The 12,975-nt window shown below is 45.5% G+C and carries 12 protein-coding genes; 4 read left to right on the forward strand and 8 right to left on the reverse strand.

All coding sequences use genetic code 11. The features are described from left to right. Positions 1–6: 6 nt before the first annotated feature. The 6 genes from EPO18_RS07675 to EPO18_RS07700 all read right to left on the reverse strand — a co-directional run bounded on the left by EPO18_RS07675 (position 7) and on the right by EPO18_RS07700 (position 5,063). Positions 7–840 (reverse strand): hypothetical protein, encoded by an 834-nt coding sequence (locus EPO18_RS07675; protein WP_292432667.1) that lies wholly within the window; start codon positions 838–840, stop codon positions 7–9. A gap of 11 nt (positions 841–851) precedes the next feature. Continuing rightward, on the reverse strand, positions 852–1,406 hold the full coding sequence (locus tag EPO18_RS07680) for a hypothetical protein (RefSeq protein WP_292432669.1): 555 nt from the start codon (positions 1,404–1,406) through the stop codon (positions 852–854). Then, entirely contained in the window at positions 1,396–2,214 is an 819-nt protein-coding gene (locus tag EPO18_RS07685; RefSeq protein ID WP_292432671.1) for a TIGR04255 family protein, read from the reverse strand. Before EPO18_RS07685 ends, EPO18_RS07680 begins: the two co-directional genes overlap by 11 nt. Before the next feature lie 371 nt (positions 2,215–2,585). After that, positions 2,586–3,107, reverse strand: coding sequence for a hypothetical protein (locus tag EPO18_RS07690; RefSeq protein WP_292432674.1), 522 nt, complete (start codon positions 3,105–3,107; stop codon positions 2,586–2,588). Between the two features lie 151 nt (positions 3,108–3,258). Beyond that, complete coding sequence (locus EPO18_RS07695) at positions 3,259–4,866, reverse strand: SulP family inorganic anion transporter (protein ID WP_292432676.1); 1,608 nt, start codon at positions 4,864–4,866, stop codon at positions 3,259–3,261. After that, a complete protein-coding gene (locus EPO18_RS07700) occupies positions 4,863–5,063 on the reverse strand; it encodes a hypothetical protein (protein ID WP_292432677.1) in 201 nt (66 codons plus the stop codon). Before EPO18_RS07700 ends, EPO18_RS07695 begins: the two co-directional genes overlap by 4 nt. 418 nt (positions 5,064–5,481) lie before the next feature. Here EPO18_RS07700 and EPO18_RS07705 point away from each other — a divergent pair, with 418 nt between their 5' ends. Continuing rightward, a complete protein-coding gene (locus EPO18_RS07705) occupies positions 5,482–5,673 on the forward strand; it encodes a hypothetical protein (protein ID WP_292432678.1) in 192 nt (63 codons plus the stop codon). On the opposite strand, the gene EPO18_RS07710 is transcribed toward EPO18_RS07705, so the two are convergent. Together EPO18_RS07710 and EPO18_RS07715 are read right to left on the reverse strand one after the other, a co-directional pair. Then, positions 5,642–8,056 carry a SulP family inorganic anion transporter gene (locus tag EPO18_RS07710; protein ID WP_292432680.1) on the reverse strand — a complete coding sequence of 805 codons (2,415 nt, stop codon included), beginning with the start codon at positions 8,054–8,056 and terminating at the stop codon, positions 5,642–5,644. The genes EPO18_RS07705 and EPO18_RS07710 overlap by 32 nt on opposite strands. Before the next feature lie 99 nt (positions 8,057–8,155). Further along, complete coding sequence (locus EPO18_RS07715; protein ID WP_292432681.1) at positions 8,156–8,845, reverse strand: carbonic anhydrase family protein; 690 nt, start codon at positions 8,843–8,845, stop codon at positions 8,156–8,158. A 113-nt stretch (positions 8,846–8,958) separates the two neighbouring features. Here EPO18_RS07715 and EPO18_RS07720 point away from each other — a divergent pair, with 113 nt between their 5' ends. The 3 genes from EPO18_RS07720 (at position 8,959) to EPO18_RS07730 (ending at position 12,897) form a co-directional block, all read left to right on the forward strand. Further along, positions 8,959–9,633 carry a response regulator gene (locus EPO18_RS07720; RefSeq protein WP_292432683.1) on the forward strand — a complete coding sequence of 225 codons (675 nt, stop codon included), beginning with the start codon at positions 8,959–8,961 and terminating at the stop codon, positions 9,631–9,633. Next, positions 9,623–11,005, forward strand: coding sequence for a sensor histidine kinase N-terminal domain-containing protein (locus EPO18_RS07725; protein ID WP_292432684.1), 1,383 nt, complete (start codon positions 9,623–9,625; stop codon positions 11,003–11,005). Before EPO18_RS07720 ends, EPO18_RS07725 begins: the two co-directional genes overlap by 11 nt. Positions 11,006–11,268: 263 nt before the next feature. After that, positions 11,269–12,897 (forward strand): OprO/OprP family phosphate-selective porin, encoded by a 1,629-nt coding sequence (locus EPO18_RS07730; protein ID WP_292432686.1) that lies wholly within the window; start codon positions 11,269–11,271, stop codon positions 12,895–12,897. The last annotated feature ends 78 nt before the right edge of the window (positions 12,898–12,975 follow it).

Below are 12,975 nucleotides of genomic sequence, written 5' to 3' on the forward strand. Positions count from 1 at the left end.
GATTGTTCACGGATCTTCTATCATTTCCACATCATCCATATTTTGCTTAAAACTAGAATGATCGGAACGCCAGCGAATCTTTCTTCTTTGGTCATATAACGGAAAATCTTTTTCCGAAAGTGGTACCACTCCAGAAATATCTATTCCAGGTGCGTTCTGGAAAGCGACCTTTATATTATCGACATATCTATCAAGGCAATCTTCATCAATTAACTTTCTAAAAGCAGCCTCTTCATAAATCAGAGCGACTGTTAATGTGTAGTTTTTATCACTTGCTAATTCATCTCTAGGATTCAATTCAATATAAATTGCCAACATCCCATTAGCTTCAGTTTTACTCAAAAGCTTATTTAATTTACCTCGTACTGGATCAATTCTTTTCTCGAACTGATCGGGCAACGCTTGTCCCATATAACGATTTGCTAACCACCGGACTAAAGTAGCTTTCTGCGAATCTATAAGCCGAACATGCTGTACAGGCTTATTTTTTAACAACAAAGCTCTATTAAGAAATGCCCTATCAATAATATTCAGTTCAAAAGGGATTGATGAGTTATCAATTTCAAGTTCTATATGTAACTTTCTAGGGTTTTTCGTGTGTGTGAAGTTTCCATCTAATTTACCAATCTTACGCGCCACTATATATTCTAAGAATGGTTCGGCAATCAACGAATCATTAATAATGGCGCAATCATGCGTAATAGCTATAAAAACGAAAGATTCATCTTGCGAATGATTTTCAGCCATTGATGACACAAGCTCTGGGCAGCTAAACTGTGTAAAGCAAGCCCCCATTTGCCAGCCATTACTTTTTAGAATTTCACGATCTATCTTTGACACACTGCATTCCATTAAGCTAATGGTTTAGCATTTGATGATAGTTTATCCAACAGAAGAGCATTTTTTTGACCTATGAACCTGTATTTAGCTTGTCTAATAGCGCTTTTAATTTCATTCATATCCGGTTCTTTTGATACTAAAGCTTCATAAAGTCTGCAACAATCTTCGTCCAGGCGCTTTCTCAGCATTGGTCCTAATGAGGCAGCGTAACCAGTCTTTTCTATTTCACTTAATGCCTCTTTTACAAAGCGCACCCTAGTGTGATTCGTTTCTGTCAGTCGTGAGTTCTCATTATTAAGCCACGTATCTAGAGTAGGTCTCGAAACATTGAGTATTTTCGACAATTGATCTTTCCCAAGATTAAAGTCTTTAAGATAGTTGTTGATCTCGCTAGAAAACAAATCTCTTTCGGTTCTTATCCCTTGGTTATTATTTATAACAAATAGTTTAATACTTCCTGTCGATTCAATATTTACTGGCGGACTAGATCCTGCTGTTCCATTAAAAAATAGTAATGATGAGGTTTGTGGATTTACATAATCGATGAATGGAGCTTCAGTTAACATTATTTGTTCTCCAAAAAGTTAATGCTTCTTCGGTCACAATCTGGCGAAAAGCCATAGACGCTCCTTGGTGCAATAAATCAAGTTTCGCAATCACATCGCTAATATTTAATTTAATTAAAGAAGTCGGCATATAGATATGATCCGTATCAAGTAGCAAAAAATTTTCCGTTATAGGTCGCATCAACGCCGAACCATCAATTAATTGTTGAACCAAAGCAGCTAAATCTGGTGGAACACCTGGATGATCTTTCAAGCTAAAACAACGAAGATACAGGACTCCCTCTTCAGAGTCATAAGCATGTTCCATTCTTGAGTGTGCAGGACTAAGTTTATTTGATATATCTGGACTTAAAAAAGTAGCTTTAACTTGTCGAGTTAAAGGCAATTGTTCATTGGCAAAAATATTATCAATGTATCGTATTCCAATTTTTTTGGTGTATTCGATACGAGCAATTGGGCAAATTATCTCCAATATTTTTGTTAGTTTTTCTGCGAATTCATTGAAATGTGTGTAATTTGTAGTTTGTAAAATCACACGGTTTTCGTTAATTGAAACGCCCCAAGAATTATCCACATTGTTAAGCTTCCAATTTTTATCCTTTCTTTCTCGCGTATCAATTGTCCCTGACTCTTTAAAATTAACTTCCCATGATTGGGTAAAATAGTCTCCAATATCAGGGTAATCGCTTCTTAAAGATTCCATAATGGTATTAATGTACGATTCGATTTTTGGAATTGGTGCATATTCAACCATTGCAACGGTGTACACCAAAGGTGCTCTTATCAGATGGCCTAGGGAGCTGTACATGAGGTATTTCCCAATAGTTATATGAATTTGATTGTAGTTAAGTTCGACGAACTTTACACAAAACTTTACGTGGTTGCCACGCTCTTGATGAAAAAATATTAGCTTATCAACTGACTTATATTCATAAAACACAATATGTTGAGTTTCTGTGAAAAATATATCTATATGTTGTATAGCATAAAAAAGGGATGGATTAATTTTCTTCGTACAATAACGCAATCAATGCTTTTTTGAACATTACAACCAAGTAGATCGGAATAAGTCTGTTTGAGTGGTAGAAAACTGGCGTTTCCGGCATGCCTCGCCAGAATCCGCCGGAAGAAAACTTCCCTTGCGCTACTCTCGGGGAAGTCTTATTCCTGCCTATGAAGCTAATTCCCACTCAACCCCATAATAGCGTCCACAACCATTCCCGTTCCTATCGACAGTAACAGAATATCGGAATTCACTCTGGCATAACGGTAGCCCGGCATCGGCAGCCCCATCTGGGCGAGGATGGCCGAAGGCAGATCGTAGTAAATCACGTCACGCGGCAGCGGCCGGCCTATCTGCCACTTCTTTGCCTGTCCCGGCGGCATGCAGCCGTTGTGCTTCTTGGCGAGTCCGGGCGGGCAATGGCCGGAATGAAACTGCTCGGCATAGTAATTATTGATGATAGTTCGATGCCGGTCGTCGAAATAGCGGTTTTCTCTATAATCGCGCTCGTCTCTTTGATCAAACTGCCGATCATCGCGGTCCCGGTCATGGCTTTGTTTTTCGTGTCGCTGATGTTTACCGGCTTTACCGTGACCGTTCCATGATGGCTTGTCAGCGAGCGCCGGGACGGCTACCAACGTTCCGGCTATGACAAGGGCTAAGGTGTTGTGGCTTGTTTTGAAAGTAAATCGCTGCATGACTCTATTCTCCATCAGAAAATTAGCATCCGCCGACTGCTTTGTTTGCGCAATATGCGCAACAGTTTTTGAGGTTTGCCTGGAGATTCAATATTAGTAGAGATGCCAGCTTCATCCAATAGATAAAACATACATAAATGCTAGGAACTTCTCAAGAAGCGATATCTTGGGCTTTAACTCGCTCATTTAGCACTACGACGGCCTCGTGTTTTTGGATTTTTTCTTTGCCGTACAAATCGATGACTTCAACTTTAATGTTGTCATCCGGTGCCGTAGCCAAAAAATCCTCGATTGTTTCCAAAATGTCGTGATCGATAAACTTGGCTTTGCTGGCATCAATGGTTGCTGTGCTGTTTTCCTGAATGCTCAGGATGAATTTTCTGAGCAGGGCTTTATTCAGGAAAGAAACGTCTTTGTTGAATGACAGCATATAATGCGAACCATCCTGAATTAATGTAATCGCCGCGTGATAATTAGCTTTGATAACAAAGAACAAACCGAAACCTAAGCCGATGACCATGCCCTTTAATAAATCGGTGAATAGAATCGCAAGCACGGTAATCGCAAACGGTAGAAATTGACTCATGCCTTTCTTGTAATATTCCACAAACAAACCGGGTTTCGCCAATTTATAACCAGTGTGCAGCAAAATGGCCGATAAGCAGGCCAGTGGTATAAAGTTTAAATAGTGCGCAAGAAACATCACGCTCAGCAGTAGACACAAGCCATGAATAAAACAGGACAGACTGGTTTGCCCACCCGCATTGATATTGGCGGAGCTTCGTACAATGACGGCAGTGATCGGCAGGCCGCCTAATAATCCGCTGATAATATTTCCGACTCCTTGGGCTTTTAATTCCCGATTGGTTGGAGCGAGCCGTTTCAACGGATCGAGTTTATCGACCGCCTCAAGGCTTAACAATGTTTCCAGGCTGGCAATGATTGCCAGCGTCGCAGCTACAATGTAGACCTGCGGATTAGCCAGATAGCTAAAATCCGGAAGCATGAAGTTGTTGAAAAAATCGGCGGCTTGCTCGGAAACGGGCAATTTGACCAGATGTTTTTCGCTGACAGCCCAAGCGGGCGCGAACTGTGTAGCGAATAAGTTGTAACTGACTCCCCATGCCACCGCGACTAACGGACCGGGAATCAGTTTTAATAATCGCTGTTTTTTAAACCAGGGCATTTCCCAGATCATCAATAATAACAACGCAACCGTACTGATAATAACAGCGCCCGGCGTAATGCCGCTGAAGGCATCGAACAGCTCAAGGAAACTCGATTTGGCCGTTTCTCTCATATAACTTTCATCGCCTTCATAACTGGTATCGTAACCGGTGGCGTGAGGAATCTGCTTGATGATCAAAATCAAGCCGATAGCCGCCAGCATGCCTTTAATGACGGCGGAAGGGAAAAATGCGCCGATAATCCCGGCCCTGAGATAGCCCAACGTGAGTTGTATGATGCCCGCTAGAATACAGGCGACCAGCAATCCCTGAAAACTACCTAGGGTTTCAATAGCGTTGAATACAATCACGGTAAGACCGGCAGCGGGGCCTGAAACACTCAGTTGCGAGCCGCTTAGCCAGGAGACGATCAGCCCGCCGACCAAGCCCGCAATCAATCCGGAAAACAACGGTGCGCCGGAGGCCAAGGCGATGCCCAGACATAACGGCAGAGCGACCAGGAACACTACAATTCCGGCAGGAAAATCATCTTTTAGATGGCGGAAATAATATTGAGCGTGTTTGTGTATCATATTAATAATCCTTTAGTCACGTTAGAAGCATTTTCCAGCAGAAGCGTCCCGTTCATATTGGCAACGCAACCGGGTAGCATCGCCCCATAGCCAACATCATAAATGCTTACTTTGCCTGTTGTAATATCGGGGCGGCCTCCAATAATTCCAATCGCAGCCGTTTCAATAATTGCCTTTAAGCTAGGGCTGCGTTCCATAATGGCATCTTTTAATCAATGGCGGCTACTTTTTCTACAAATGCTTTAGGTGGATTCGCGCCAGCGATCTTCGGCGAATGGAGCCCTGACATTGGAAACCCATAGATTTTCCCAAAAAGAGACTTTTTAAGCATGATTGTATCGGATATTGTGGATAGGCGGCTTGTCGGTGATTCACTGCCGGCCGCGTTCCCATGCAGCGCGCTCGTCGTTATACACAATTTTGCGAGTTAGACCTTCCAGGTTTTAAAAACCTGGAAGGTCTACATTTTGGAACGGATGTTGAGCGTAGGGAAGGGGTTTAACCTTTGCATCCGTGATTTAATGGTCATAGAGTGTGCCGTGCGGAGGATGTCTTTATTTATCCGGTCCCACGCGTTGCGCGAGGTGGCGTTGCCTAGATGGGTAGGTAAGAGGCGTGAGCAGGCGTTTGCCGGAAACACCGGTTCTCGCTATCGCTCGAACCGGCTTATTCCGGCATCTGGAATTCGTCATTACGGTGTCTATGCCAAATGACAGTCTGGGTAAAGCCGGGGACTGGGTTTTAGTCCCCAAGTATCGGTATCAAAAAGTGGCCGTTAGTTGGATTTCGGATCGGGATGGCCGATGAACCGGCTGGATAATAATGCCTTCATTAAGGTCATCCGGTCATCAACATGTTTGATCGCCAGTACCGGTATTTTAGACTCCGCCATAACTTGGGACGTTACGCTGCCCAGCAGGATGGTGGCTGCCCGGCTATGCCCCCGGGTGCCTATCACGATAAGATCGGCATTGTATTCCCCGGCTTTGCGAAGAATGGCGTGAGCGACATTGATACTTTCTTCGGACGCTAGCTTGGTCGTGACGCCGTGGGTATCGATGCCGGTCATGAACTTGGCGAAAGCCGCCGCCTCCTCGCCGCGAACGATGTCCTGATGCTCGTCGTAGCGAATCACCGATTCGTCGAAGAAGACATGCAATGCCAAACATTCGGCAATATTATTGGAACGGGCCAAGGCGGTTGCTTGCGACAAGCTATCGGCCGAAGGCAGAGAGAAATCGATAGGCGCGATAATGCGCGTAATCTCTGCATCACTCTCTTGCGGAACCATCCATACCGAGCAATTTGTAATCATCGCCAAGCGCCGCGCCAAAGAACGCTGGCCCGACCTGTTATTGCGATGCCCCAGTAAAATCAGGTCGGACTTGGCCGCCAACGTGAGATGAACCAGTTCATCCATGCGCGACGGCCCTTCCAACGCTTGGAAATCAACTTTTACATGCTTGAACTCACCGTTAAAGTAGCTTTGAACTTCTTCGGTCATACCTCTTATTAAATCTTTATCCGAAGCGGCATTGCGTTTTCTTTCATTTGGCGTAATCACATGAACGAAATGGAACTCTTTACCGATGCCCAGTTTGGCAAGGCGCGCCGCATAGCGCAAAAGCCCTTTATCATCCTCGGTCATCGCTAATGGAACGGTTACGCTATGGAAGCAACCGGGTGTCGATACGATGCTTGGTTGTTCGATAGACAGCGGCGCTGCGGCTCTTTCCACTCTTTTCGTTTCCCCGGCAGGTTTATCGAGAAACCGGTAGGTGACAAAATAAATGACGAGCGCTGAAAGAACGCCGGTCAAAAAATCGGTCGCCGGCACCATTATCGCGGTATACACCATCAAACCGGCGTGAAATTTATTGTGGTTAAGCACTTCCTTGATTTCCGAAATTTTGATCATATTTGTTGCAACCCACAACAAAATACCACCGATACAGGCCATTGGCACCATTTCCAAATAACTGGCTATGTAATAGGCTAAAGCCAGTTTAAGTATGCCTTTGAAATAACCGGCCAGCGGTGTTACGGCGCCGGCTTTAATGCTGGTAGCGGTACGCGCCAGGGCACCGGTGCAAGGAAAGCCGTTGACCATCGGTACGATGACTTGAACCAGGCCTTGTCCCCAAAACTCTTTATCGGGATTGAACGGTGTTTTGCGGTTGTCGGCCATACGGTCGGCCATCGAAGAGCATAATAAACTTTCAACTGCCGAGACGAACACAATGGCGGAAACAAAATAGGCGATGTCGATTGCCACCCCCGCATTGATAGTCGGCATTATAGGTGGGGTAAAGACAAAGAAATTATTGGGAATGGAACCGTAAATGTCCCGCACCAGCACGACGCCTTTGTCGGCCATGACTGTCGCAGCCAACAAGGTACTGACGCCGATGGCAATTAACGGCGCAGGGATAAAAATGGAGATACGCAACAGACCTTTAGTCAAAATGAAAGTCGCCAGACCCAAGGTTACCGACCAGATGTTGACTTTATCGATATTGGCGTAAGCCGCCGAAATATTGTGTAAAAATCCTCCTTTAATATCTTCGTCTTCACCTAATAAGTCGGCGAAAGATTCAATGCCCAGGATGGATTCGAAGTTGCTCATCGCAATCGCCACGGCAATACCCGCGGTAAACCCGACGATGATGGAGTTGGGCACCAGTTTGGCGTATTTGCCGAGTCCAAACACCCCCATCAGCATCAGGACGATACCGGCGATCAGCGATACCATAACAAGAAAACCGTGGCCCTCAGCAAACGTTCCTCCGCCGGCTTCCCCGTATTTAGCCATCAGCGCTGCAATAATGGGGATAAAAGCCGCAGTGGGACCGTACACCTGATATTTAGAACCGCCCCAGGTACGGCCGATCATGCATGCCAGTGCACCGGCAATGATGCCTTGCTCGGGTCTCAGGCCCATGGCCATTGCGAATCCCATTGCCATCGGAATAGCCGTCAGCGCAACAATTAAACCGGCGCTAAAATCGCGATAGGTGGTTTTAACCCAGGTCTCCTTGGTTAAATCTTCGAAACGGCTGTCCCAGAAAGTATTGAACGCCTTTAACCTTTGCAGGATAACTCGTCCCGTACTTGGTGTAGATGGAGATACAGCTGATCGGGCTTTATAGTCATTGGGTATGTTATCTATAAGATTCTCTGTCGTTTTCATAGTCTGGGCTGCTTTGGGTTGAGGTCAATAAAAAAGTCGGCGTGATGACGATGCGCGAATAAATGTTTGGCAACAGCGTTAAATCCCTTTCTGCGACAACTATGCATACTCAATTTCCTCGACAGCAGCCGATTTTAAAACGGCTCTATGGGGTAATATCAGGGTGTCAGCATAAAAACTTACTCTCCCCGTTGTAATATCATGATTAGCTCCAACGATTCCGATCGCACCCGTTTCAATCATGTCCTTTAAGATAGGGCTGCGTTGCATAATGGACTGAACTGTTCTTTTTATATTGATTGCGGCGACTTTTTCAACAAACTCATCATTGTTTGAATTGCGACTCTCCAGTACGGTTTTTTCATCATAAACAGCAGGCTGTATTTTGCTTAATAGCGCTGTCAGATTGCCCATTTCGACATGATCGCAAGCTCCTTTTATGGCGCCGCATCTTGTATGGCCTAAAACTACTATGATTTTAGCGCCGGCTATTTTGCAGCCGAATTCCATGCTGCCTAAAATATCTTCATTAATAATATTGCCCGCAATGCGAATACTGAACACATCCCCTAAGCCCTGGTCAAAAATCAACTCAACCGAGGTACGGGAATCTATGCAACTTAAAATAACCGCAAACGGATGTTGCCCGTCGGATGTTTCATTTGCTTGTTGTAACAGGTTGCGGTTTACTTTAAGGTTGTTGATAAATCTCTTATTGCCCTCTTTTAGCAGTTCTAATGCCATGGTGGGGGTAATAGAGGCTTGTATCTCTTTAGTTAACGTTTTCATGTTCTTCCCCAATTTAAGACAACTTCAAATTTAAACAGCATTCGCCATTTATCCCGATGAGACTTATCCTAGTTTCTTAACCTTTCAAGAACCTTTCACAACGTCCTGAGTATATGAACATTTTATTAATAGAAGACGATCCCGTTCTGGCCGACGGCTTGACTCATACCTTGAGCGATAGCGGTTATTCGGTTACCTCTGCGATTACCGGCGGTTACGCCGAACAATTGATTCAGGCGCAGGATTTCGATTTGGTCGTGCTGGATTTGGGGCTGCCGGATATGGACGGGTTGGAGTTATTGCGTAGGCTGCGCAGCCGCAAGGTTCCGTTGCCTATCATGATATTGACGGCGCGAGACGGAATTAACGACAGGATCAACGGTATTAAACAGGGTGCCGATGACTATATGACCAAGCCTTTTGAGCTCCGGGAACTGGAGGCACGGGTTCACGCGCTGATTCGGCGCTGCTATGGCGGTTTTAGCAATGATATTGTAATCGGCCGTCTGGTACTGGACACCCAGAGCCATCAAGTCCTGGTAGACGGGCAGGCGATTAGTTTGTCGGCCCGGGAGTACGGCGTACTGGAAATACTGCTGCTTCAGGCAGGCAAAGTCGTCAGCAAAGACCGTATTGCGCAACGCCTGGCCGTGGATGGCGACGCGCTGACCGATAATGCGGTTGAAATCTACGTACACCGATTGCGTAAACGTATCGAACCGTATGATGCGGTGATCAGGACAGTGCGCGGTCTCGGTTATTTACTGGAACGGTCGGATGATAAATAAAAAGCAAAAGCGCAGCCTTAAAACCGAGATTCTTCTACGGTTGTCGATCCCGTTGATTTTTTTTATCAGCATCGAGTCCGTATTGTCTTATTTTGTTACTTTGCATCATGTCGACGTGGCTTACGATCGCTGGCTACTCGATTCCGCGCGGTCGTTAACCCAGGAAATCAAAGCGCAGGAAGGCAAGGTGTTCGTCGAGTTGCCGCCTGCCGCACTGGAGATTTTCAAATGGGACGAGTCGGACAAAACCTACTTTAAAATTATCTCCGAAGAAAAAGGCATGTTGGCGGGGGACAAATTCGTTCCCGAGCCCTTTGATATAGAAACCGACTGGTCGCGGCCCGTTTATTTTGACGACGAGATGTATGGCGAACCGGTCAGGGTGGTATCCATGCTGATTACGCCCGAGCATAGTTCGGAAAAGGTATTCGTCCATGTTGCGGAGACCTTAAATAAACGGCGGAACATGATGATGGATATTTTGCTGGCCGACCTTGTACCGCAGATGACGCTGGTTCTACTGGCCGGTATTTATTTGGTAGTCGGCGTAAAACGCGGTTTGCAACCGCTGCATGCATTGACCGATGAAATAGCCCAGCGCTCATCGCGCGATTTGCGGCCCATTCCGGAACAGCATGTTTTTTTGGAAGTGCGTGCGTTGACCGATACGATCAACGATTTGCTGGAGCGTTTGGGTTCGGCTATCGCAACCCAGCAACGCTTTATCGCCAATGCCGCGCATCAATTGCGAACCCCGCTGGCAGGCCTGAAACTGCAAGTCGAACGCGCACAGCGCGAACAGGATTTACCCGCGATGAAACCCGCCTTGATGCAAATTCAAGGATGCGCGGACCGCATGTCGCATCTGACTACGCAATTATTGATTTTAGCCCGCTCGGAACCGATCGATGGCGCTTACGAATTACGGCCGGTGGATTTATGCAAACTGACTAAAGAAACCTGTATGGATTGGGTTCCTAAAGCATTGCAGCGGCACATGGAGCTCAGCTTTGAAGGCTTGGAACAACCAGTGCATGTACGCGGCGATGAGGTGCTGCTGCGGGAGTTGCTGGCTAACTTATTGGATAACGCCATTTGTTATGGCCATGACCAGGGCAATATTATAGTTAAAATCGAGTCTTATCCATCGACTCGCTTGAGTGTTGAAGATGACGGCTCAGGCATACCGGAGATTGAAATGGACAAAGTTTTCGAGCGATTTTATCGTATCCCCGGAAGCCCCGGCGACGGCTGCGGCTTGGGGCTGGCAATCGTCAAGGAGATTGCCGACCTGCATAAAGCGCGGCTTGAGTTAAGTAGCGCTACTGCGACAGGCGGTACTCGAATTGAACTGGTTTTTAAAGAATCGTAAAAATATATCGGCTTGAAGTTGAGGATTATCTCAGGTTAGCGTCTATCCCATGGAGCCTTTGTTGCTAAAAGGCTAATAAGTAACTTATTGTTTTTTTATTATTAATTACAGGTACTGCAACCAATAGACTCAATTTTTTGTGGATTTACAACTTATTTGGCGATCTGTTGCGCTGTCATCAAACTGTAATAAAACTGTCATTAAGTTGTCATCTTATTTCCATATTCTTGCTCGGACTTTTTGATAATAACCAAGAGCAAAATATGAAAATTTCTAAACTTACATTGGCAATCGCTACCGTTTTAGGTGCAGGCGCAACATCCGGCGCTTTTGCCATGGAACTTTATGTTGATACCAAAACCAAACAGATTTATGCAGAACCCGGTCCACATAGACAACTGTTGGGCTCTTTCGAGAAGGTTCAGGATGCTCCTGCGAAAGCGGCGGATAAAGCAGATACCTTAGATAAAGCGGAAATTAAAGCTATCCGTGAAGATTTGGCATTAAAGCAAAATGAAATTAAGGCATTGCAAGAACACGCCGCAGAAGCTTCAGGACCTGAATCAGTTCATGTGAAGCTTAGTGATGGTATACATTTCGCAACCAAAGACGGTAATTTTACCGCTGGAATTAACGGTCGTTTGCAGGTGGATTCTCAGACCAATGTTAACAACCAAGTCGCCAACGCTACCAACGGTAATACAACCAACGCATTAGCTGATGGCATGTCGATTCGTCGTGCCCGTCTGGGTATTGAAGGTACTTTTTTCAAAGATACAGATTACAAATTTGAGTACGATTTTACTCGGGGTAACGGCACGACTGGGGCCGGAGTTACCGACGCTTTTATTCGTTATAATTTTTCCAAACCGTTTTCAGTTAAATTCGGTGCCTTTAAAGAGCCGTTCAGTTTAGAAGAAGCCACCAGCAACCGCTATATCACGTTCATACAACGTAATCAGGCAGTCGACACTTTCGTCGATGACCTTAATACTTACAAAATGGGTATAGGCGCTAACTATGCAACCGAACGTTGGCAGGTTGGCACATCGTTGCAAACCGAGCCCGTTGGCGCCAACGGAGCCAGCAACAGTTCACTTAATACTAACGGAAACGCTAACCGCAACAACGGCAGTGGCGATACTAACTGGGAAGTCAATGCCCGTGTGACCGGCTTGCCGTGGATGGAAAGCAAAACCAAATTCCTGCATGTGGGTACCTCAGGGTCGTACGTCGATGTTAATAACAATTACCTTGCTAACGGTACGTTTAGTAACGGTAGTATTGCATTCGCCCACGGCCTTAATAACAACGTAGACCGTACCGCTATATTAAATACGGGTACCTTGACTTCGGGTAATATAGCAACGGGTAATCAAGTAAATCATTTCACCCGCTTTGGTGCGGAATCTGCTCTGGTTTATGGACCGTTTTCAGCACAAGGCGAATATATCGCGACAAATATTTCCGGTAGAGGCTATAACAACGGTGAAACCCTGGATGGTTACTACGGCTATATGACCTACTTTTTAACCGGCGAATCGCGCGCTTACAAAGCTAAAACTGGTGCTTGGGATCGCTTAAAGCCCAATCGCAACTTTGATATGAAAGGCGGCTGGGGAGCATGGGAAGTGGCCGCAGGTTACGATGCACTTAACTTGAATAGCGGCGTGATTAGAGGCGGCCGGGCGTCAACTGCCAAGTTTGGTATTAACTGGTATCCCAATTCTCATGTTCGCGTAATGGCTAACTATATTCATGCGCTGGATATTAATACCCAAGGTGTTAACAATATTTCCACTGCTGGAGTTCAGACTGCAAATACTCGTGCTCAAGCTTTCAATAACGCCGATTTGGACGTTATTGAAACACGTGTTCAGTTGGATTGGTAAAAATTGCATAAGATTCGTTAGCTCGGGTTTTATTCACAACCCTAGTTAACGAAGCTGGCAATAACCAAATAAAAAGCC

Origin of the sequence: Methylobacter sp., assembly GCF_004322395.1 — a bacterium.
GTDB lineage: Bacteria > Pseudomonadota > Gammaproteobacteria > Methylococcales > Methylomonadaceae > Methylobacter_A.